The sequence below is a fragment of the Thauera sp. DNT-1 genome (assembly GCF_055393985.1).
The window spans coordinates 3,292,515-3,314,907 of the sequence record NZ_AP043752.1 but is presented as its reverse complement, the minus strand read 5'-3'; the positions used below and the strand labels follow the sequence as shown (position 1 = coordinate 3,314,907).

Annotated in this window: 17 protein-coding genes; 9 read left to right on the top strand and 8 right to left on the bottom strand. The window is 70.5% G+C overall.

The window, feature by feature from the left end:
* Positions 1 to 126 precede the first annotated feature (126 nt).
* Positions 127 to 873, top strand: coding sequence for a flagellar brake protein (locus ACZ5PP_RS15260; protein ID WP_004310527.1), 747 nt, complete (start codon positions 127 to 129; stop codon positions 871 to 873).
* A gap of 20 nt (positions 874 to 893) precedes the next feature.
* On the opposite strand, the gene ACZ5PP_RS15255 is transcribed toward ACZ5PP_RS15260, so the two are convergent.
* From ACZ5PP_RS15255 to ACZ5PP_RS15240, 4 genes are all read right to left on the bottom strand, one after another.
* Positions 894 to 1,019: an FAD-linked oxidase C-terminal domain-containing protein gene (locus ACZ5PP_RS15255; RefSeq protein WP_245537161.1), complete on the bottom strand. Its 126-nt coding sequence runs from the start codon at positions 1,017 to 1,019 to the stop codon at positions 894 to 896.
* Positions 1,020 to 1,164: 145 nt separating this feature from the next.
* Complete coding sequence (gene murB / locus ACZ5PP_RS15250) at positions 1,165 to 2,214, bottom strand: UDP-N-acetylmuramate dehydrogenase (RefSeq protein ID WP_004310525.1); 1,050 nt, start codon at positions 2,212 to 2,214, stop codon at positions 1,165 to 1,167.
* A 1-nt stretch (position 2,215) separates the two neighbouring features.
* Positions 2,216 to 2,695: a PACE efflux transporter gene (locus ACZ5PP_RS15245; protein WP_144312142.1), complete on the bottom strand. Its 480-nt coding sequence runs from the start codon at positions 2,693 to 2,695 to the stop codon at positions 2,216 to 2,218.
* Positions 2,696 to 3,061: 366 nt separating this feature from the next.
* The gene (locus tag ACZ5PP_RS15240; protein WP_004302362.1) at positions 3,062 to 4,003 is read right to left on the bottom strand and encodes a sodium-dependent bicarbonate transport family permease; all 942 of its coding nucleotides are present in this window, start codon (positions 4,001 to 4,003) and stop codon (positions 3,062 to 3,064) included.
* Positions 4,004 to 4,192: 189 nt separating this feature from the next.
* Here ACZ5PP_RS15240 and ACZ5PP_RS15235 point away from each other — a divergent pair, with 189 nt between their 5' ends.
* Entirely contained in the window at positions 4,193 to 5,125 is a 933-nt protein-coding gene (locus tag ACZ5PP_RS15235) for a LysR family transcriptional regulator (RefSeq protein ID WP_004302361.1), read from the top strand.
* 42 nt (positions 5,126 to 5,167) lie between these two features.
* Here the strand turns inward: ACZ5PP_RS15235 and ACZ5PP_RS15230 are convergent, their stop codons facing one another.
* Positions 5,168 to 8,719 (bottom strand): WD40 repeat domain-containing protein, encoded by a 3,552-nt coding sequence (locus ACZ5PP_RS15230; protein ID WP_464826213.1) that lies wholly within the window; start codon positions 8,717 to 8,719, stop codon positions 5,168 to 5,170.
* Positions 8,716 to 10,260, bottom strand: a complete 1,545-nt coding sequence (locus ACZ5PP_RS15225; protein ID WP_004302359.1) for an SIR2 family NAD-dependent protein deacylase — start codon at positions 10,258 to 10,260, stop codon at positions 8,716 to 8,718. Before ACZ5PP_RS15225 ends, ACZ5PP_RS15230 begins: the two co-directional genes overlap by 4 nt.
* Before the next feature lie 247 nt (positions 10,261 to 10,507).
* Between ACZ5PP_RS15225 and ACZ5PP_RS15220 the strand changes: the two genes are divergently transcribed.
* Positions 10,508 to 12,307, top strand: coding sequence for an SLC13 family permease (locus ACZ5PP_RS15220; RefSeq protein ID WP_012584556.1), 1,800 nt, complete (start codon positions 10,508 to 10,510; stop codon positions 12,305 to 12,307).
* Positions 12,308 to 12,328: 21 nt separating this feature from the next.
* On the opposite strand, the gene ACZ5PP_RS15215 is transcribed toward ACZ5PP_RS15220, so the two are convergent.
* Positions 12,329 to 15,373, bottom strand: a complete 3,045-nt coding sequence (locus ACZ5PP_RS15215) for a transglycosylase domain-containing protein (RefSeq protein WP_012584555.1) — start codon at positions 15,371 to 15,373, stop codon at positions 12,329 to 12,331.
* 272 nt (positions 15,374 to 15,645) lie between these two features.
* On the bottom strand, positions 15,646 to 16,392 hold the full coding sequence (gene ydfG, locus ACZ5PP_RS15210) for a bifunctional NADP-dependent 3-hydroxy acid dehydrogenase/3-hydroxypropionate dehydrogenase YdfG (protein ID WP_004302354.1): 747 nt from the start codon (positions 16,390 to 16,392) through the stop codon (positions 15,646 to 15,648).
* 263 nt (positions 16,393 to 16,655) lie between these two features.
* On the opposite strand from ydfG, the gene ACZ5PP_RS15205 reads away from it, so the two are divergent.
* The 6 genes from ACZ5PP_RS15205 to ACZ5PP_RS15180 all read left to right on the top strand — a co-directional run bounded on the left by ACZ5PP_RS15205 (position 16,656) and on the right by ACZ5PP_RS15180 (position 22,383).
* Complete coding sequence (locus ACZ5PP_RS15205) at positions 16,656 to 17,663, top strand: sulfate ABC transporter substrate-binding protein (protein WP_138860865.1); 1,008 nt, start codon at positions 16,656 to 16,658, stop codon at positions 17,661 to 17,663.
* Positions 17,664 to 17,678: 15 nt separating this feature from the next.
* On the top strand, positions 17,679 to 17,894 hold the full coding sequence (locus tag ACZ5PP_RS15200; protein WP_004302349.1) for a TOBE domain-containing protein: 216 nt from the start codon (positions 17,679 to 17,681) through the stop codon (positions 17,892 to 17,894).
* 7 nt (positions 17,895 to 17,901) lie between these two features.
* A complete protein-coding gene (locus tag ACZ5PP_RS15195) occupies positions 17,902 to 18,594 on the top strand; it encodes an RBBP9/YdeN family alpha/beta hydrolase (protein WP_043744003.1) in 693 nt (230 codons plus the stop codon).
* Between the two features lie 88 nt (positions 18,595 to 18,682).
* On the top strand, positions 18,683 to 19,783 hold the full coding sequence (locus ACZ5PP_RS15190; protein ID WP_464826212.1) for a sigma-54 interaction domain-containing protein: 1,101 nt from the start codon (positions 18,683 to 18,685) through the stop codon (positions 19,781 to 19,783).
* Positions 19,784 to 19,876: 93 nt separating this feature from the next.
* Positions 19,877 to 21,085 carry an acyl-CoA dehydrogenase family protein gene (locus tag ACZ5PP_RS15185; protein WP_464826211.1) on the top strand — a complete coding sequence of 403 codons (1,209 nt, stop codon included), beginning with the start codon at positions 19,877 to 19,879 and terminating at the stop codon, positions 21,083 to 21,085.
* Between the two features lie 20 nt (positions 21,086 to 21,105).
* Positions 21,106 to 22,383, top strand: coding sequence for an acyl-CoA dehydrogenase family protein (locus ACZ5PP_RS15180; RefSeq protein ID WP_464826210.1), 1,278 nt, complete (start codon positions 21,106 to 21,108; stop codon positions 22,381 to 22,383).
* Positions 22,384 to 22,393 lie beyond the last annotated feature (10 nt).

Sequence of the window (22,393 nt, the reverse complement as noted above, 5' to 3'; positions counted from 1 at the left end):
TCGTGATACGACACATCAGGAAAAGCGGATATTCGCGAGGCCGGGCGTGCAATCCGCCCTTGCGGGCGACGGGCGGAGCAGCTTCAATTGGCCATCGGGGCAATCCCGGAACGGCCGGGCGGGACGATGAGCGAAGACACGGGCAACGAGGATTTGCAGCGCGACGAGCTTGCGGAGGAACACGAAGAGGACGGGGCGCAACGCGGCTACACCTTCGAGGACATGCGGCTGGCGGTCGGCGACCGCCTGCAGATCGAATGCGCCGCGAGCACCGGCGTGCGGCGTGCATTCGTGCGTGTGGTCGGCTATGTGGACGGGATCAGCCTGCTGGTGACCACGCCGGTGGCGGGCGGGCGGCGCGTGGAACTGGTCGAGAACGATCCGGTGATCGTGCGGGTGTTCTCGCGCCAGAGTGCCTTCGCCTTCCGCGCCTCGGTGCTGCGCGCATGCAGGTTGCCTCTCGACTATGTGCACCTGAGCTTTCCGAGCGTGATCCAGGGCAGCGTGATCCGCAAGTCGACGCGGGTGCGCACGCAGTTTCCGGTACAGGTGAACACCCAGGCCGGCGGCGCGGCGGGCGAGGGCACGATGCTGAACCTGAGCGCGACCGGCGCGTTGATCCAAACCCATGCCTCCCTCGGCGAACCGGGCGCGATCGTCCGTCTGCGCTTCGACGTGGACCTTCACGGCCTGCAGACCGAGCTCGACATCGAGGCCGAGATCCGCAACGTGCAGCAGGCAGCCGACGCCGAGGCCGAAGGCATCGAGTACCACTACGGAGTGGACTTCCACGAACTCGGCGCGGAAGACCGCATGAAGATCAAGAGCCTGGTCTATCAGACCATCATCGAGCAGCCGCGCCGCATCATCTAGGGCCGCGGCGGCCCGCGGCCCTACAGCATCTTGCCCGGGTTGAGGATGCGGCGCGGGTCGAGTGCCGCCTTGAGCGTGCGCATCGGCGCGATCTCCGCCGGGGTGCGCGAATACGTCAGCCAGCCGCGCTCCAGCTTGGCGCGCATGCGCGCCACGCACTCGCCGAGCCGGCCCACCGGCACCTAGACGTCGAGGTCCAGCGTCGACGCCTGCTCGCGCAGCACCTCGGCGATGCCGTCGCGGATCACGCGGTTGCCGCCGGCGTTGCCCGGGAGTTGCGGCGCCCGTGGTTCAGATGAAGACCGGCTCGGGCTCCAGGCGCACGCCGAAGCGCGCCTCGACGTCGGCGATGATCGCCTGCGCGATGCGGCGCACGTCGGCACCAGTGGCACCGCCGCGGTTGACCAGCACCAGGGCCTGGCGCTCGTAACAGCCCACCGGGCCGAGGTCGCGCCCCTTCCAGCCGGCCTGCTCGATCAGCCAGCCGGCGGCGAGCTTCTCGCTGCCGTCGGCCTGCGGATAGTGCGGCAGCGCGGGGTGCGCGGCGAGCAAGCGTGCGCAGCGCGCGGCGTCGACGACGGGATTCTTGAAGAAGCTGCCGGCGTTGCCGAGCACCGCCGGGTCGGGCAGCTTGCGGCGGCGGATCGCGATCACCGCATCCGAGACCTCGAGCGCGGAGGGCTGCGCGAGCGCGCGTGCCTCGAGCTCGCGCGCGACATCGGCATAGCGCGTGAGCGCGCGCCACGGCCGTGGCAGGCGGAAGCGCACCGCGACGACCAGCCACCTTCCGGGAGTGCGCTTGAACACGCTGTCGCGGTAGCCGAAGGCGCACGCCGCGGCATCGAAGCGGCGCAGCTCGCCCGTGTCGAGCTCGACCGCGTCGAGCGACTCGAAGCGCTCGACCAGTTCCACCCCGTAGGCGCCGATGTTCTGGATCGGCGCGGCACCGACCGTGCCGGGAATAAGCGACAGGTTCTCGAGCCCGGGCCAGCCCTGCGCCAGCGTCCAGCGCACGAAATCGTGCCAGCTCTCGCCGCCGCCGCCCTCGACGATCCAGGCATCGGCCTCGGCGCGCAACAGGCGGCGGCCCGGAATCTCCACCCGCAGCACCGTGCCGGCGAAATCGCCGCCGAGCACCAGGTTGCTGCCGCCACCGAGCACCAGGCGCGCCGTGTCGCTCCAGCCCGGCGCGGCGATCGCCGCCCGAAGCGCCGCAACCGAACGCACGCGCAGCAGGCGGGCCGCGTGCGCACGCAGGCCGAAGGTGTTGAGCGCGGAGAGGTCGGCGTCGAAGACGACCGCCGCCTCCGCCACATCACCCGCGCTGTCGCCGGTCGCCATCTCAGCGCTCCGCCGCCAGCCCGGCCGCGTCCGCCTCGCCGCCGGCGGGCGCGATCGGGAACAGGCGGTCGTAGCCCAGGTTGAACAGGAAGGCGTAGATCGTGTAGGTGATCGCCAGGCCGATGTCGGCGATCAGGGCCTCGACCCAGCCCATGCCGGTCCACCACACGATCACCGGCAGCGTCATCACCAGCAGGCCGGACTCGAAGCCGAGCGCATGCACGGCACGCAGCCGGAACGGGCGACGGTCGGCGGTGCGCCCGGTAAGGCGGCCCTCGATCCAGTCGAAGGCGGTGTTGTAGGCGCCGTTCCAGATCGCCGCCATCAGCGCCAGCAGCGCGAGCAGGCCGATGGAGTCGCGGATCGGCACCCCGCTCGCCCAGGCGAAGGGCGGGGTGATCAGGACCAGGCCGCCGATCTCGAACATCGCGATCTGGCGCAGGCGGTCGGGGAAGCTACGAAGCTTGGGTTTTGTGGACACGGAAGGGAACTCGGGCAGCGGCGGGCGGGTCGGGCCCACGCCTCGTCCTGCGGGTCGTCCCGCGGGAAACCGACGGTCGCAGCGCAAGGCGCGCAGGGCGGGCGGGGTCGTCCCCGCGTCGGACCGGATCGGGTGTCGAAGACACCCGAGCGGACTTTTAGCAAGTCGCACGCGGATTGGCAAGCCGGACGAGGCGGGCGCGTCCGCCCGAACGCCGCCGGCCTCGGCGCGCGATGGCCGCCGCGGCCGGCGACCTCGAAGCTGCGGACCCCGAGGCGGAAGGCCGTACGGCCTCCCGCAGCGAAGCGGAGTCCGTGTCCGTGACGGAGGCCGCCTTGCCGCCGCCTCCCCACCCCGGCGCCCTCTTCAGGCCCCGGCCATCGCCTGCGCCCACCACAGGTACAGCGGGATCCCGAGCAGCAGGTTGAACGGGAAGGTCACCGCCAACGCCGCCGCCACCCCCAGCGCCGGGTTGGCCTCGGGCACCGCGATCCGCATCGCGGTCGGCGCGGCGATGTAGGAGGCGCTGCCCGCCAGCGTCATCATCAGCACCGTGCCGCCCACGCCCAGGCCCATCGCCTGCGCCACGCCCCAGCCGGCCAGCGCCAGCAGCGGCGGCAGGGCGAGCGCGCAGCCGACGAGGAACAGCCCCGCCTTCTTCAGGTCGGGCAGGCGGTCGGCGGCGATCAGCCCCATCTCGAGCAGGAACAGGCACAGCGCGCCCTTGAACAGATCGACGAAGAGCGGCGACAGCGGCTCCAGGCCCTGCGGCCCGGCGATCCAGCCGATCAGGATGCCGCCGCCGAGCAGCACCACGCTCTTGTTGGCGAAGACCTCGTGCACCAGCGCGCCGGCGGTCGAGCTGCCATCGGCCGACTTCACCCCCCAGCGCGCGATCAGCGTGGCGACGATCAGCGCCGGCGCCTCCATCAGGGCGGCGAGCAGGGCCAGGTGGCCTTCCACCTCGATGCCGCGTCCGGCCAGCACCGCCGCGCCCACTGCGAAGGTCACGATGCTGACCGAGCCGTAGTGCGCCGACAGCGAAGCTGCGTCCGGGCGCGAGAAGCGCAGGCGGAAGAGCGGGAAGACCAGCAGCGGGATCAGCGCGCCGAGGCCGATCGCCAGCAACGCATCGACCCACAGCGTGGCGCTCTCCGAGCGCGCGATCTCCACCCCGCCCTTGAGACCGATCGCCAGCAGCAGGTAGATCGACAGGGTCTCGAAGACGGCGGCGGGCAGGCGCAGGCCGGAGCGGGCGAGCGAGGCCACCGCGCCGAGGGCGAAGAAGAAGGGAACGGCATCGACCATGTGTTGTTTTCCTCGATGAACGGAGCGCGCGGGCGCGGAACCGGGGGAGCACCGCGCCGGTTCTCCGGGGGCGCGGCTGCGTCAGTGCGAGGCGAATTTTGCCGCGGCGCACACATCGAGAAAAATGATTTATTCTTCAACTTACCATAGATTTTTCTCTATCACTCGAATGACGCTCGTCCATCGCCGATGCGCCTGACCTTCCACCAGCTCCGCCTGCTGCTCGCGGTGTCGCGCGAGGGCAGCGTGTCGCGCGCCGCCCAGCGCCTGCACCTGACCCAGCCCACGCTGTCGGCGCAGCTGCGCCAGCTCGCCGAGCAGGTCGGCCTGCCACTGTTCGAGCGCGTCGGCCGCCGCCTGCACCTGACCGCAGCCGGGCGCGTGGTGCTCGACACCGCGAACCGGGTCGAGCAGGAGCTGGAGCGCCTCGACGAGACTCTCGCCGAGCTGCGCGGCGATGTGGTGGGGCGGCTGCGGCTGGCGGTGGTCAGCACCGCAGAGACCTTCATCCCGCGCCTGCTCGGCGATTTCCGCCGCGAGCGCCCGGCGGTGGAGGTGTCGCTGGCGGTGCTCAACCGCGACGCGGTGATCCGTCGGCTGGCCGACAACCTCGACGACCTCTACATCATGAGCCGGCCGCCGCAGGCGCCGCCGGTGGTGGCCACGCCCTTCCTGTCGAATCCGCTCGTGGTGGTGGCCTCGACCGCGCATCCGCTCGCGGGATGCCGCAGAAAGCTGGAGATCGAGGCGATCGCCGCCGAGGAGTTCGTGCTGCGCGAGCCCGGCTCCGGCACCCGCCAGGCGGCCGAGCAGTTCTTCGCCGCCCACGGCCTCGCCCTGCGCCCGCGCCTGGAACTCGGCAGCAACGAGGCGGTGAAGCAGGCGGTGGCGGGCGGGCTGGGGCTGTCGCTGCTGTCCGCCCACGCGCTCGCACATGCGGTGGACGAAGGCATCGCGGTGCTGCGCGTGGAAGGCACCCCGCTCCCGACCCAGTGGCAGGTGGTGTATCCGGCCGGCAAGCGCCTCACGCCGCTCGCCGGCGCCTTCCTCGAGTTCCTGCGCGAACGTGCCGCCGAGCTCGAGCACAGCGCACAGGCGCGCCTGGACGCGGCGCGGCGCTAGGCTGGCGCAAGGCGCGCCCCTTGGGCCGCCACGCGCCGACCACTAGCGCTCGGCGGCCGTCGCCTTCTGCAGGCGCCGCGCGGCCTCGTACACCGCCTCGAAGGCGAGCGGGGAGACATGGAAGGTCTTGTCGTTGCTGGCCGTGGCCAGCAGCGTCCCGTCCGGGCTGAAGGCGACGCCGCGGACCTCGTTCTTGTGCACCGTGATGGTCTTGACGAGCGTTCCCGCGGGCATCTCGAACAGGCGCACGCCGGCGTCGCTGCAGCCCACCGCCAGCCAGCGGCCGTCCGGGCTGTAGGCGAGCGCCGCGCAGTGGCGCGCGCCCTCGATGAGCGGCAGGCGCACGGGCGGATGGACCTCCGGCTCCTTGAAGGCAGCGACCGGCCAGACCCGCACACGTCGCTGCACCACCGCAGCGACGTATTCTCCATCCGGACTGAAGGCGAGGCCGGCGATGCGGATACCGAGCTTGCGCTCGTCATCCGGCAAGCCGACCGTGCCGAGATCGGTCCCGGAGAGATCCCACAGCTTCAGCTTGCCGTCGAAGCCGCTGGTCGCCCAGCGCTCGCCCCCGGGATGAAAGGCCACGCCCGACACCTGGATCGTCGCCCCGCCATGCAGCACGGAGACCGGGCTTCCCTCCCCCGCAAGCGGATAGAGCCGTGCATGGCCGTCGGCCCCGGCACTCGCCAGCAGGCGGCCGTCCGGACTGAAGGCCACCCCCCTGAGCTGATCCTTGTGCCGATGCTCGGGAGGCACGCTCGGCAGCGTGACCGCCTCGCCGCTCGCGACGTCCCAGAGGCGCAGCTGGTTGTCCAGCCCGGCGGTCGCGAGCCGCGTCCCGGAAGGGTCGAAGGCCACGCGATGCACCTGATCGGCATGACCGCGCAGGGTATGGCGCAGTCGCGGGGTACCGTCCGCGAAGTCCCAGATGCGGGCGGTGCGGTCGCTGCTGCCGGTGGCCAGGGTACGACCATCCGGGCTGAAGGCGATGCTGGTGACCGTATTGGCGTGCCCCTCGATGTTCCAGAACTTGACCGTGCCGTCACGGCTCGCCGTCGCCACGTGACGCCCGTCGGGGCTGAAGCGGGCCGCCTCCACGTAGGAGAGGTGCCCCGTCAGCGTAAGCAGGTTCTCGCCCGTATGCCGGCTCCAGACCCTTGCCGTCCCGTCGCCGCCCGCGCTGGCGATCAGGGCCCCGTCCGCACTCACCTCCACATTGCGGATGCGGTCGCCGTGACCGGCCAGCGTCCGCCCATTCCACGCGAGCACCTCACCCCGGTGCGTGCCGCCCGCCGCTTCGCGCAGCAGCACCTCGAACCCTTTCCCCGCGGGCTCCCACACCCGCAGCCAGCCATCACGGCTGGCGGTGACCAGCGCGCTGCCATCGGGCGCGAACGCGATCGCGTCACTCGGCTCCTCGAGCGGCAGGGAGAGGATCTCGCGCCGGCGCTCGAGCCCCCACAGGGCGATCGCGCTTCGCTCGGCCTTGCCGCGCTCGACCGCAGCGGTGGCGACGCAGCAGCCATCCGGGCTGAACGCCAGCCCCATGATCCAGGCCCCCTCCGCATCCAGGGTGAGCAGCGGCTGCGGCGCGTCCGCGTCGACGTCCCAGATGCGGATCACGCGCGCCTTCTGCGCGCCATCCCCGGCGGTCGCGAGGCGCCGGCCGTCGGCGCTGGTATCGAAGGCAGAATAGATGTTCCCGCCATGCTCGAAACTGCGCAGCGGAGCCGTCGGCTGCGCGAGGGACCACAGGTAGGCCAGGCCCCCGGACACCGTGATGACGCGCTCGCCATCGGGCAGGAAGCGGCCCCGCCGCACCCAGGCGTCGTGCGCGAAGGTGACGACGGGCTCGGCGGGACGGCCGCTGCGGATATCCCACACCCGCGCGGTCTGATCCTGGCCGGCAGTGAGCAGCCGGCCGCCATCGGGACTGAAAGCCACATCGGAGAGCGCCCTGCCGCTCACCGGCAGGGTCCACACCAGGCGCGAGGCCTGGATCGCCTGGCGCAAGGCGTCTTCGGCGGCAGCGGTCGGGGTCAGGTGCAGGCGGGCCGCGCGAGCGACCGACATCCAGGACGGGACCGTCGCCTCCACCGCCTCCAGCGCCAGGCTCAGCGCACTTCCGGGATCGATAGGCGCGTTCGAGATCGACTGCGCCGCCTTCTCGTTGGCCGCCGAACGCATTCCCTCCCAGGACGCATAGAGCCATCCCGCACCGGCGACGCAACTCATCATGCCCAGGCCCACGAGCCACCTGTGCAAGGCGCGCCGGGCCGCGCGTTCGCGCGCGATCTGCGCCTCCTCCTCGCGCCGTGCGGCCTTCTCGCGAGCCACCCGGAGCGCTTCCTCGCGCTGCCGATCGGCCTCGAAGCGCTGGCGCCAGTCGAGGATGGCGGGCGCGAGGACGTCGTGGTAGATCTCGTAGCGCATCACCTCCGGGTTGTCGGGGACGGACACGGTGCGCAGGATGCGGTTGCGCGCGTCGCTCAAGGACTGCAGCACCGCCGGGACGTGGGGCGCGAGATCCCCCGCCCAGCTGATCAGGTCCGCGGCGCCGCAGGCGATCTTGCTGCCGCTCGGGGTGACCAGCCGATCGAAGAAGCTGGCGCACACTGCCTGGCTCGTCGCGTCGAGGCGGGCCATCGCGACGTCGAGGTGGGTGCGGACGATCTCGTCGGCACCCTTCAGCCGGTCGAGCGTCTCCCGCCGCAACCGGTCCGAGCCTTGCGCGCGCTCCTCCTCCCACAGTCGCACCATGACCAGCTGCAGGAAGGGCGCCTCGATGCAGCCCTCGTCGTGGCGCAGCCCCCCGCTGCCCCCGGGGCGTCCGGCCGAGACCTGGCCGATACGGACCTGGCGGAGCAGCTCGTCGACCAGTTCATCGTCGATGCCGACCGGCGGCACGCCCACCGCCTGCAGCGCGTTCCACACCTCCAACGGCTTGCGGATCGCGTCGCCGGCCGCCTCCGGCTCCAGATGGTTGAGCCGCAGGCGGTTGCTCAGCAGGTTGTGGATGCGCTCCTGGAAGCGGTCCAGCCGCGACAGGCTGTCGTCGCGCAGCGCGACCAGGAAACCGACATCCACGTCCTCACGGTTGACCGCGCGCGCGAACTGGGCCTCGAACGCGCCGGCCGCCTCGCTGTCCTTGGCGTGATAGAGGAAGTATTCCTCGAACTGGTCGAAGATCACCAGGATCGTGCCATGCGCAGCTTCAGCGCAGGCGCGCAGCACCTCGTCGAGGGGCAGGGTCTCCGCCGGCCTGGGCTGGTCCACCTGCATGGCCCAGACGGTTTCGATGCAGGCGCGCGTCAGCGCGAGCTGGAAGTCGCGATCCACCCAGTTGCGGAACACTACCACCGGGGTCCGCGGCCGCTCGCGATGCAGCTGCGGCACGACGCCGGCCATCAGGACCGAGCTCTTGCCCACCCCGCTCGATCCATAAAGGATCGTCAGCGGGGACGAGAGCAGGTTGGCGATGATCACCCGCTGGTCGCGCTCGCGCCCGAAGAAGAAGGCCCGGTCGGCCTCCTCGAAGGGCTGCAGGCCGACGTAGGGGCAACGCTGCTCGATGCGGACCTCGGCGTTCATGGCGACATCCTCGCGCGCAGCAAACGGACGAACTCGTCCAGGTTCACCTCGTAGGGATACACCCCGCGCCGCTGCCAGAACTTGAGCTCGAGCTCGGAGAAGCGATCGTCGATCGCCCACGACTGGATCTCGTCGTCGCCGGCGACGAGGCGCTTGGCGAAGAAGCGGTTGAGGCTCTGCAGGATCGTGCGGAAGCTCCAGTCGCGCAGACTGTAGCCGAGGAACAGCAGATTGCGGTCCTGACAGTGCGACGCGAACAGGGCCGGAATCGCCGACCTGCTGGCGATGCGCGCAAGCAGTTCGACATAGTCCGACTCGGTGATCACGAAGGTGTCGAGGTCGGACGTCTGGGGAACGATGGAGCCGTGCATCTTGAAGATCACCGTCTTCTTCTCGAGCTCGATGGAAAGTTCGTTCGGCGCCACCGTCTCCGGCTTCAGGGCGCCGTGCGGCCACCACAGGACGGCGTTGCCGAGCTCCTTGAGTTCGGAGTACACGACCAGGTCGTAGGGTTTCTGCGCGTTGCGGAAGACCTGCTCGATCAGGGTGTCGTAGTTGGTCGTGATGATCAGCAGCGGCTTCTCGAGACTGGCGAGCAACGAGTAGAGCGGCGGCACGGCGAGCTTGTCCGGCGCGGCCGGCGCGAGCAGCGAACGCAGTCGCTCGCGCAGGGCATCGCGGGTCTTGAAGGCCTCGTAGTAGGACGCCACCTCCGCCAGCTGGTCGCGTTCGGCCTGCGACGGGAACCCCGCCTCGTCGGCCAGGCACGCCGACAGCTCGTTGCCGCTGGGGAGAAAGCGCGGTGCATCGGGGTCCCAGGGCTCGTCGCCGGGGCGCCCCGAGCGGCAGATGCCGGGACCGATGATCGGCACCGCAGAACCGCTGGCGAGCGCCTTCGCAATCCGTCCATACGGCGGCGGCGCGTTGACGCGTACGGTCTGCCCGTTGGCCTGCTCGCTGTCGAGTCGGCGCTGGATGAAGGCGCGCAGATCCACGCGCAGGCGGTCGCGGAACTCCTGCGGCGTGTCGTACTCGGCGAAGCCGCCGGCAAGCGAACCATCCGCGTTGCGGAAGCGCTTGAAGAAGTCGTTCGCCCTGCGGTACTGGGCGAGGCGCTCGTCGTAGTCCGCATCGAGCGGGTCGCCGAGCTCGGGCGGGCTGCGCCGGCGATAGACGAGGATGTGGGGCTGCGGCTTCGCGGCGATGGCATCCTCGTATTCCCATTCGGTGCCCGAGAGATAGCGGCTGCCGTCGGGGCGGGTGCAGCTCGCCGGCAGCGGCGTCCCCAGCCTCGACCACAACACGACGATCACGCAGTCGCACGCCGAAGGCCGCGGCAGCCCGCGATTGACCGCTTCCTGCGGCGTCAGTGTCGCCGGCATCGCCACCGGTGCCGCAGGGTCGTCCCAGCGCACCGCCTCGCAACCGACCCGGCCGCGCATGAAGGGATCCTTCGGCAGCTCCTGCTCGATGACCTGCTGGGCGAATGTGCGCTCGTCGGCAACATCGCCCGGGGACGACAGGAAGAAACGGAGACGCATGACTTTCCCCTCCTAGGCGGCTTCGCGGGACCCGCATGACAAATATAGGCCGACAACGGCGAGATCGAACCCCCTGCGCCACTGCAGGCACCCGCTGCCGGGCTGCGGCGCCGAGGTGGATCGCCGCGCACCGCCCGACTTCAGCCACCGCTCGAATGAACCGAGAGGAATAAGCTATGGAATATCAAGTCTTTTGAATGCATAAACGCGGCAGCTAAGCTCCATTCCCCCGCCCATTCGTGCCGCCATGCCGCTACCCGAGCTCCACGCCCCCCTCTTCGTCGGCCTCGTCCTCGTCGTCCTCTTCGTCGCCTTCGTGCGCGAGTGGGTGAAGCCCGACGTGGCGGTCATGGTCGCCGTGGGCGTGCTGCTCGTGGCGGGCATGCTGAACACCAAGGAGGTGCTCGGTGTGTTCGGCAACAGCGCCCCGATCACCATCGCCTGCCTGTTCATCATCAGCGCGGCGCTGTCGCGCACCGGCTGCGTGGACCAGCTCGGCGAGTGGCTCGCCGCCGCGGCCGGCGCGGGCGAGCGCCGCCTGCTGCTGGCGCTGATCGCCGCCTGCCTGCTGGTGTCGCCCTTCATCAACAACACCCCGGTGGTGATGGTGATGATCCCGGCGGTGATCGCGGTGGCGGCCCGCCAGGGCCTCGCCCCCTCGCGCCTGCTCATCCCGCTCTCCTACGCCACCATCCTCGGCGGGCTGATCACCATGGTCGGCACCTCGACCAACATCCTGGTCGACGGCGTCGCGCGCGAGCAGGGCCTGGCGCCCTTCTCGATGTTCGAGATCAGCCTGCCGGCGATCCTCATGGCGCTGGTGGGCAGCGCCTTCATGCTGGTGTTCGCGCCGCGCCTGCTGCCGGTGCGCGAGACGCTGAGCCAGCAGTTCGGCGCCGGCGAGCGCTGGTTCATGACCGAGCTCTTCGTGCCCGAGGGCTCGCACCTGGCCGGCAGGACGCTGCGCGAGGCGCGTCTGTCGAACGGCATCATCCAGGTGCTCAACCTGGTGCGCGGCGACATCGAGCTCGCCGACCCGGCCCCGGACACCCGGCTGGAGGTCGGCGACCGCGTGGTCGTGCACAGCCGCAGCGACGCGATGATGGCGCTGCGCAGCAGCGACGGCGTCGGCCTGCAGGCGCCGGCGGGCGCCGAGGCCCACGACATCGAGACCCTGCGCCGGCGCGACCTGGTGATGGTGGAGGCGATCGTCGGCCAGACCTCGCGCTACATCCTGCGCCCGATCCGCGATCTCGACCTGCTCGCGCGCTACGGCATCCACCTCGTCGCGGTGCATCGGCGCGACGCCTCGTTCGCGCAGATCGGCGAGGACTTCCAGCTGCTCGGCGGCGACGTGCTGCTGGTGGAGGGCACGCCGGCGCAGATCCAGCGCTTCTGCGACAACGGCGACCTGTTCGCGATCACCGAGGGCCGCCAGATGGCCAGCCGCCGCCACAAGGCGCCGGTCGCGCTCGCCACCATCGTCGGCGTGATGCTGCTCGCCGCGCTGAACGTGATGCCGATCGAGGGCCTGGCGCTGATCGGCGCGGCGATCGTGATCGCCACCGGCTGCATCACCAGCGACGAGGCCTACAAGTCGATCGAGTGGCCGATCCTGGTGCTGATCTTCGGCATGCTCGCGATCAGCATCGCGATGCGCAACTCCGGCCTCGACCAGCTGCTCGCCGCCCAGCTCGCCGCGCTCGGCGAGGGCATGTCGCCGTGGCTGATGTTGTCGCTGGTGATCCTGATCACCTCGGTGGCCACCGAGGTGCTGAGCAACAACGCGATCGCGGTGCTGTTCACCCCGGTCGTGATCGGGCTCGCCCAGCAGATGGGGGTGGATCCGCGCCCCTTCGTGGTCGGCGTGATGTTCGCCGCAAGCTGCAGCTTCGCCACCCCGATCGGCTACCAGACCAACACCTTGGTCTATAGCGCGGGCAACTACCGCTTCGCCGACTTCGCCCGCCTCGGCGTGCCCATGAACGTCCTCACCTGGCTGCTGTGCAGCGCGCTGATCCCGCTGTTCTGGCCCTTCCAGCCCTGAGCCCGCGGGCCGACATCCACGCTATCCGGCCGTCACCGGCTGCGGCGCGGCTTCGGACAAGGGCGGCGGCAGGCAGGCATGCGCGCCCGCCGGCTCCAGGTGCGGGATCAGCAAGGGCCCCATCGACTTCAGGATCTGTACCGGCAAGCCCGAGGTGAAGCGGTAGCTCGCCGCCTCGGGGCCGATCACGTAGGCGGTCAGCGTGCCGAAGTGGCGCGGGCCGAGGTAGAACACGAAGGTGGCGGTGCGGTTGAGCGCAAGACCGGCGCGTCCGCGCACCACGATGCGGTTGTCGCCGGTGCCGGTCTTGCCACCGAGCGCCAGTTCGCTGCCGTCGGCCAGCTTGAAAGCGCCCGCCAGACGGCGCGCGGTGCCGCCCTCGACCACGTCCGACAGCGCCCCGCGCAGCGCGCGCGCGACCTCCGGCGCCATCACCGGGTCGCCTTCCACCGGGCGGATGGCGAAGGCGGACTCGTAGGGCGTGGCGCGCGCGAAGCGCACCGTGTCGATGCGCTGCACGGGCAGGCGCTGGCCGTCGTTGACGATGATGCCCATCAGCTCGGCGAGCGCCGCCGGACGATCGCCCGAGCTGCCAAGCGCGGTGGCGAGCGAAGGCACGAGGTGGCCGAAGGGATAGCCCAGGCGCGCCCAGCGGCGGTGGATCTCGAGGAAGGCCTCGACCTCGAGCAGGGTGAAGATGCGCGAGTCCTGCGCGCCCTTGGCGCGGGTGCGGAACAGCCAGCGATACACCTGCTGGCGCTCGTCCGCGCTCGCCGCCACCGCCTCGGCCAGCGTGGCCTCGGGGTGCTGCAGGCGGAAGGCGACCAGCCACAGCTCGAGCGGATGCACGCGTGCCACGTAGCCACGGTCGGGCAGGTCGAAGGCTTCCGGGGCGTTGCGCGCATAGAGCTGGGCGAGGCGTGCGGCGGCGGGGGGCTCGCCGAGGCGGCGGGCGAGGAAATCGGCGAGCGCGTGCGGCGGGGCCTCGGGCTCCAGGTAGCGGAACACCGCGGCGAGGCGGTCCGCGCCCGGGCGCAGGCCGTCGAGCAGGGTGGAACGGATCTCCTCCGCCGTGCTGTCCTGGTACTTGCGCCAGAAGCGGCGCAGGAAGAGCTGGCCCTCGCGGTCGGCGAAGCGGACCAGATACTCGACGCGGCGCGGGTCCTCGTTGTCCTCGAGCAGGCGCGCGGTGCTGCCCGGCACCTGGTACATGGTGTGACGCACGAGCTCGCGCATCAGGCGCACGAAGGGCAGGTTGATCGAGGCCTGCAGGGCCTCGCGCAGGGTGGGATTGCGCGCGTTGTCGCTGGCGTTGAAGTTGCCGAAGGTGTGGCGGCCTCCGCCGGTGAAGAAGCCTTCGCCCGGGCTGGCCGAGAAGCGGCGTTCGAGCGCGGCCTCGAGCATCGCCGGCAGGCTGCGGTCCGGCGCGCTGGCGAGGTGGTCGATCGCCCAGCGCGTCAGACGGTCCTGCGCGTCGACCTCGACGCGGCGCAGCGCCGGAGGATCCAGCGCCGCGAGCCGGCCGTGGAGTTCGGCGACCAGCTCGAGATAGGTCGCCAGCACGCGCAGCTTGGCGGTGGAGCCGAGCTCGAGCTTGCTGCCCTCGTTGATGTCGAGCGGCTGGTCGGTGGTGTCGGTCTGCACGCGCACGCGGTTGCCGCCCGCGGTGCGCTCGACCAGCGTGAAGCTGTAGCGCACCGCGCCGAGGGTGGCCGGCTGCAGCATGCGCTCGCCGATCAGGCCCTGGCTGCGCGCGAAATCCGGGTCGGCGAGGCGCCCGAGGTAGTCCCCCACGGCCTGCTGCAGGCCGCCGTGCAGGGTGGTGCCGAGCTCGGCGTCGAGGCGGTCGAGGCTGTACAGCGAGGTGTCGAGCAGACCGGCGAGGCGGGCGCGCACCGCGGTCGTGCCCTTGCCTGGCGTGGCCGGAACCCAGGCCGGATCGGCGACGAGGTCGCGGAAGGCGAGCGGCCGGGCGAGCGCGGCGTCGCGCAGCACGGCGCCGATCAGCCCGGCCTCGGCGAACAGGCGCAGGTAGGCGTCGGTGGTGCGCGCCAGCTCCTCGCGCCCGCCGGCGAGATACCACGAGGGCCGACGGTGCGCGATCATCAGCGCGACCACCTGGCGCAGCGCTCGACCCTGGGCGATGCGCTCCTCCCCCTCGCCCACCGGCGCCGCCAGCAAGGCATTCACGCGCGCGAACTCGGCGCCGAACCACACCCACAGCCCGTCGCCCAGTCCGTTGACCTCGCCGTGACCGGGCGCGGCCGAGAGCGGCACGGTGTTCAGGTAGTCGAGCACCAGCCGCCGGCGTAGCGGCAGCGTCTGCTCGCCCTCGCGATAGGCACGGACCGAGGCGGACACCATCTGGCGCAGCTTCTCGCGCGCATCCTGGGTGATGCCGCCAGGCGAGTGGCGGTACTTCTCGATCTGGGTGGCGAGCGTGCTGCCGCCGGGCGCGTCGAGGTCGGCATCGACCATGCGTCCGAGCTGGCCGAGCGCCGCGCGCGCGAAGCGTGCCCAGTCCACCGCGGGATTGAGCGTCGGCCGCGATTCGTCGAGGAGGTCGCGGTTCTCGATGAAGAGCAGGGCCTGGGCGACGATCGCCGGCACGTCCTCGAAGCGCTCGTATCCGCGCCAGGGATAGCGGAAGCCGTACAGCGGCTCGCCGCGACAGTCGAAGACGTCCAGGCCCGCGCGCGTCTTCTCGGCGTAGGGCGGGAACAGGCCGCGCTCGACGTGGGCGAGCAGCGCATCGTCGAAGCGCACCTGCTCGACGAGTGCGAAGCCGCGCGCCTGCAGGCGCTCGGAAAAGCGCGCCAGCTCGGTGTAGCCGAGGCGCTGGTCGAAGGGGCCGTGGGCAGGAAAGCGGATCGCCGCGCTCGGCCCCGCCAGCAGGGCGTAGTCGAGGCGCGCGGCGTAACGCGCGAGCGCGCGCGCCTGCAGGCGCGAGGTACCGGCCTCGTGCCACAGCAGCAGGCCGCCCGCCACGCTCGCCACCAGCAGCGCCACGCAGATGGCAACGCCCAGCACGCGCCAGGGGCGCGGGCGGCGCCCGACGGAAGGCACTGCGGGCTCCGGAGCGGAAGGCGGAAGATCTGGAGTCACGGTCGGGCGGATCGATGATGCATTGCGGAAATTATGCGCATCCTGCTGCAAGAAAATGACACTGTTACAAACTCGCCACAGGCACGGAGTCGTCCGCAGGCCGCCCGCCTCGCCCCCCCGGGCAGGCGCATGCGGCCATCGTCGCAAGCGAACCCGACGTGGCGCCAGCGCGAGGGAGCGGCGACGGCGCCCTGCCCGCTCCGCTGCGGATGTGGTCGCACGCCGGCCAGGGCTCAGCCGCGATGCACCGACAAGCCGGCGAAGGACTGCGCCACCGGCATCAGCTCGATGGTGTTGATATTGACGTGCGCCGGCCGGGTGGCGATCCAGTACACCGAGTCGGCGATGTCCTCGGCGGTCAGCGGCTGCACGTCGGCATACACCTTGGCCGCCTTGTCGTCGTCGCCGTGGAAGCGCACGTTGGAGAACTCGGTACCGCCGCACAGCCCGGGCTCGATGTCGGTGACGCGCAGCGCGGTGCCGAGCAGGTCGGCGCGCAGGTTGAGGCTGAACTGGCGCACGAAGGCCTTGGTGGCGCCATAGACGTTGCCGCCAGCATAGGGCCAGCGTCCGGCCACCGAGCCGAGGTTGAAGATGTGGCCGCGGTTGCGCGCCACCATGCCGGGCAGGAAGGCGCGGGTGACCTGCACCAGGCCGGTGCAGTTGGTGTCGATCATGGTGTGCCAGTCTTCCAGCGAGGCTTTGTGCGCAGGTTCGAGGCCGAGCGCGAGGCCGGCGTTGTTGACCAGCACGTCCACCTCGGCGAAGCCGTCGGGCAGCACGCCCGGCACCGCGGCGACCGCATCGGCGTCGCGCACGTCGAGCTCGAGCGCCAGCAGCGCGTCGCCGAGTTCGGCGGCGAGCGCATCCAGGCGGTCCTTGCGGCGTGCGGTGGCGACGACGCGGTGGCCGCCCTTGACGAAGCTGCGCGCGATTGCGGCGCCGAAGCCGGCGGAGGCGCCGGTGACGAAGACGATCATTTGTGGAATTCCCCATGCGAAGGCGTGACAGGCCGCGCCGCGGTCGCGGGGCGGGCGAAAGAACGCGAGATGTTAGCGAACCCGGTCGTGGATTCCAAAGACGGGCCGCGCGCGCAGAGGGCTCGTCGCGCGCGGGGTCGTCGCTCTCGGGGTCGTCGCCCCCCGAGCCGCCGAGCGAATAAGCAATCCGTTTTTTCTTGGTTCGGGTGAAGGCGCACGAAGGCTAGATTTTCGCCATCGCACTCACCCATCCGGAGAAAGAAATGAAGCTCGGCCCCCTTCGCAGCACCCTGCTCACCCTGGCGCTCGCCACCGGCGTCGCCGGCGTCTCCCACGCGCAGACCACCCTGCTCAACGTCTCCTACGACCCCACACGCGAGCTCTACCAGGACTTCAACCCCGAGTTCGCCAAGCACTGGAAAGCCCGCACCGGCGAGACCGTCACCATCAAGCAGTCCCACGGCGGCGCCGGGAAGCAGGCGCGCGCGGTGATCGACGGCCTCGAAGCCGACGTGGTCACGCTGGCCCTGGCCTACGACATCGACGCCATCGCCGAGCAGACGGGCAAGATCCCCGCCGACTGGCAGAAGCGCCTGGCCAACAACAGCTCGCCCTACACCTCGACCATCGTCTTCCTGGTACGCAAGGGCAACCCCAAGGGCATCAAGGACTGGGGCGACCTGGTCAAGCCGGGCGTCGAGGTCGTCACCCCCAACCCCAAGACCTCCGGCGGCGCGCGCTGGAACTACCTCGCCGCCTGGGCCTACGCGCTCAAGCAGCCGGGCGGCAACGAACAGACCGCGCAGGCCTTCGTCACCGAACTGATCAAGCACGTGCCGGTGCTGGATTCGGGCGCCCGCGGCGCCACCAACACCTTCGTCCAGCGCGGCATCGGCGACGTGCTGCTGGCGTGGGAGAACGAGGCCTTCCTGTCGATCAACGAACTCGGCCCGGACAAGTTCGAGATCGTCGTGCCCTCGATCTCGATCCGCGCCGAACCGCCGGTCACCGTCGTCGATGGCGTGGCGAAAAAACGCGGCACCGAGAAGCTCGCCCAGGCCTACCTCGAGTACCTGTACTCGCCGGTCGGGCAGAAACTCGCCGCCAAGCACTACTACCGCCCGGTCAGGCCCGAACACGCCGACCCGGCCGACGTCGCCCGCTTCCCGAAAGTCGAGCTGATCACCATCGAGGACCTCGGCGGCTGGCAGGCGGCGCAGAAGAAGCACTTTGCCGACGGCGGGGTGTTCGACCAGATCTACGCCAAGTAAGCGAGGAGCACTGCGATGGCAATCCAGGCAATCAACGTCCGCAACCAGTTTCGCGGCCGGGTGAAGGAAATCATCCGTGGCGAGGTGGTCAGCGAAGTCGATGTGGAAACTTCCTCGGGCATCGTCACCTCGGTGATCACCACGCGCTCGGTCGACGAGCTCGGGCTCAAGCCCGGCTCCGAGGTCGTCGCGCTGGTGAAGTCCACCGAAGTGTCGATCGCCACGCTGTGAGGCCGTCATGCGCCAGACGGTGCTGATCGTCCCCGGCTACCGCGGCAGCGGCCCCGGGCACTGGCAGAGCTGGCTCGAGGGCGAACTGCCCGAGGCCCGGCGCGTCGGCGGCATCGACTGGGACACCCCGCTGCTCGCGCGCTGGGCAGGCGAGGTACGGCGCGAGATCGACGCCTCGGCCGGTGCGGTGTGGATCGTTGCGCACAGCTTCGGCTGCCTCGCCAGCGTGGTGGCCGCGGTGGATCGGCCGCAGAAGGTTGCAGGCCTGCTGCTGGTGGCGCCCGCCGATCCGGAGCGCTTCGAACTCCTCGGCGTGCGCGAGGACCCACAGCGCAGCGCCGGGGTCGGCCGCTTCCTGCCGCAATCCGGCCTCCCCTGTCCCAGCTTCATGGTCGTCAGCCGCAGCGACCCGTGGCTGAGCCAGGACGTGGCGCATGAATGGGCCGAGCGCTGGGGAAGCAGGCTGATCGATGCGGGCGATGCAGGACACATCAATGTCGAGTCCGGTCACGGGCCCTGGCCGCTCGCTCCGAGCCTGTTGCAGCAACTCCGCGACAGCGCGGGCGACCTCCCGCTCGGGATGATCACGCCGGACCAGCGAGCGCCGTTGCGCGGCCGCAGCAGCGCCTTGGCCCGGCTGCGGCACCAGACGCGACGCTTCCTGAGCCTGCGCAGAACGACCATGCCGAGCACGCCCTGACCGCTGCGCTTTCCCCACTGCAACACGAGCGCCGCTCTTGATCCGCTGCCAGGAGTGCCGCGGCGTCGCCCCCGCACAGGAGTGCAACATGCCCGAATCGAACACCGCCAAGCTGCTGACCTTGCCCAACGCCGGGCAAGGCGCGCTCTCCATCCGCGCCAAGGCGTTGATCTTCCATGACGCCAAATCGCTGCGCCTGCTGCGCCAGGTGGAGCTCATCGCGCCGACCGAAGCCAACGTGCTGATCATCGGCGAGACCGGCACCGGCAAGGAGCTGGTGGCGCGCCACATTCACGCGCAGAGCGGACGCAGCGGCCCCTTCGTGGCGGTCAATTGCGGCGCGTTCAGCGACAACCTGGTCGAGGCCGAGCTGTTCGGCCACGAGGCCGGCGCCTTCACCGGCGCCCAGCAGGCGCGCGCCGGCTGGTTCGAGGCGGCCAACGGCGGCACGCTGTTCCTCGACGAGGTCGGCGACCTGCCGCTGGCGATGCAGGTCAAGCTGCTGCGCGTGCTGCAGGAGCGCCAGGTGGTGCGGCTGGGCTCGCGCAAGCCGATCCCGGTGGATGTACGCCTGGTGGCGGCGACCAACGTCAATCTGGAGAAGGCGGTGCAGGCCGGGCATTTCCGCCTCGACCTCTACTACCGGCTCAACGTCGCGCCGGTGGAGCTGCCACCGCTGCGCGAGCGCCCGGGCGACATCCTGCCGCTGGTCGAGTACTTCATCGACTTCTACCGCCAGCGCCTCGACATCCCGACACCGCGCCTGAGCCAGGAAGCTGCCGCGGAACTGGTGGCCTACCACTGGCCGGGCAACATCCGCGAACTGGAGAACGTCGTCCACTTCGCGCTGATCGTGTGCCAGAACGGCGTCGTCAATCCCGGCGACCTGCGCCTGCCCGGCTTCGCGCTGTCGCCTCCCGGTGCGACGCCCGATCCCGGCGGCAGCCACGCAGACGGCTTCGCCACCGTGCGCGCGGGCCTGCGCCGGCTGCTGGATGAAGACACGCCCGAGGTCTACGAGCGCATCGAGCAACTGCTATTCACGACCGCCTTCGAGTACTGCCGCGAGAACCAGGTCCGCACCGCAAAGCAGCTCGGCATCTCGCGCAACATCCTGCGCACCCAGCTCAAGCGCTTCGGCCTCATCGGCGACACCGCCGCCGACGCCCTGGCCGCGGCCGACGCCTGAATGTCGTCACCCATGTCCGCCCCGCTTTCCGCCCCCGTTCCAGTCCCCTCCCCGCTCGAACCGACCTGTCCGCTGGCAAAGGAACCATCCCCCATGAGTCTGAGCGACGCCCATACCCTCGAACCGAATACCGTAAGCGCGGAATCCCCCGCCGCCATCGCCGCACGCCTGGCCGCACGCTTCGCCGAAACCGCCGCCGCGCGCGACCTCGCCGGGGGCACGCCGAAGGCCGAGCGCGACCTGCTGCGCGCGAGCGGTCTCCTGAAGCTGAGCATTCCGAGCGCATACGGCGGCCTAGGCGCGAGCTGGGCCGAGACGCTGTCCGTCGTACGCCAGCTGGCGCGAGCCGACAGCTCGGTCGCGCATGTGTTCGCCTTCCACCACCTGCAACTGGCCTCGGTACGCCTGTTCGGCAGCCCGGAGCAGTGGCAGCCCTGGCTGCTCGACACGGTGACGCAGGGCTGGTTCTGGGGCAACGCGCTCAACCCGCTCGACAAGCGCACCGTCGCCACCCGCGTGGCCGGCGGGCGCGAGTTTTCGGGGCGCAAGAGCTTCTGCTCCGGCGCGCTCGACTCAGACATGCTGCTGGCCTCGGCGGTCGAGGACAGCGCCGAGGGCAAGCTGATCATCGCCGCGCTCCCCACCCGCCGCGCCGGCATCACCCTGCTGGAGGACTGGGACAACATGGGCCAGCGCCAGACCGACAGCGGCAGTGCGCTGTTCGAGCGCGTGGCGGTGGCCGAGGACGAGATCCTGTCCAGGCCGGGGCCGCTGTCCTCGCCCAACGCCTGCCTGCGCCCACTGCTCGCCCAGCTCATCTTCGTGAACATCTTCCTCGGCATTGCCGAAGGCGCACTCGCCGAAGCGCGCCACTACACCCGCAACGAGGCGCGCCTATGGTCGGCCTCGCCCGCCGCCCACGTCAGCGAAGACCCCTATGTACTCGCCCACTACGGCGATTTCTGGGTCGCGCTCGAATCGACCCGCGCGCTCGCCGACCGCGCCGCTGCGCGTTTCGACGCCGCCTGGGACACACGGCTCGCGCTCAGCGCGGAAGGCCGCGGCGAGGTCGCGCTCGCCGTCGCCACCGCCAAGGTCGCCGCCACCCGTGGCGGGCTGGATCTCACCAGCCGCATCTTCGAGGTCACCGGCGCGCGCTCCACCACCGCCGCGCTGCGCCTCGACCGCTTCTGGCGCAACCTGCGCGTGCACACCCTGCACGACCCGGTGGATTACAAGGTGCGCGAACTCGGCGACTGGGCGCTCAACGGCCACTACCCGAAGCCTTCCTTCTATTCCTGAGCAGCCGCGGAGCAAAGCCCATGCCCATCGAAGATCCGACCCTGCGCAACGCGCGCGACGCCGAACTCGTCACCTACGCCAATGACATTGCTGCCGCGATCCGGCCGACGGCAGCGCGCTACGACCGGACGGGCGAATTCCCGTTCGAGCACTTCGAGATCCTGAGGCACAACGGCGCGCTCGGCCTCACCGTCCCCGAGGAATACGGCGGCCGGGGGCTCTCGCTGTACGAGACGCTGCTGGTGCAGGAGCGCATCGCCGGCGCCAGCGGCGCGACCGCGCTCGCGCTCGGCTGGCACCTGATGACCTTCTTCGGCCTCAGCGCGACGCGCGCCTGGGACGAGGCCGTGTTCGAACGCGTGTGCCGCGATGCCGTCGAGCGCGGCGAGCTGATCAACGTCTTCGCCACCGAACGCGATGCCGGCAACGTCGTGCGCGGCTTCAAGCCCACCACCGTCGCCCGCCGCCACGGCGACGGCTACGTCATCTCGGGGCGCAAGGCCTTCTCCACCCTGGCGCCCGCAGTGAACCACTTCACCGTGCTCGCCCATATCGAGGAAGACGACCAGACGGCCGAGTTCCTGGTGCGCAAGTCCGCACGCGTGCGCATCGTCGAAACCTGGGATTCGCTGGGCATGCGCAGCACCGGCAGTCACGACGTCGAGCTCGACGACGTGGAAGTGCCCGCGGACGCCCTGCTGGTCCGCCTCGAGAAGGGCAAGCCGAGCCGATTCATGGCCTGCAGCAGCGCCTACTCGCTGCAGTTGCCGGCGATCTATCTCGGTATCGCCATCGCCGCGCGCGACTTCATCCTCGACTTCGCCGACAGCCGCTTCGCGCCCAGCTTCGGCAGCGTGATCCTGGACGCGCCGCAGGTGCAGCACAAGATCGGCGAGATCGAGATCCTGATCGGCGTGTCGAAATCGCTGCTGTACGGCCTGGCCGAGCGCTGGGACCGCCACGACGACCTCAAGGACAAGCTCGGCAGCGAGGTCGCGATCACCAAGTACGCGGTGACCAACAACGCCATCCGCATCGTCGAACTCGCGATGCAGATCGCCGGCGGCCACGCGCTGTCGCGCGACCTGCCGCTGGAGCGCCACTTCCGCGACGTGCAATGCGGCCTCTACAACCCGCCGCACAACGACATGGTCATCGATCGCGTCGCCAAGGAGGCGATCGCGCGTCAGCGCGCAGACCGCACCCCGAGCGCCGTCATCCCGATCACGCCCACCCCGCAAGGCCCAGACCGGACCGCCCACACAGCCACGACACGCAGCAGCGAAGCCATCGCTTGAACGACGCCCG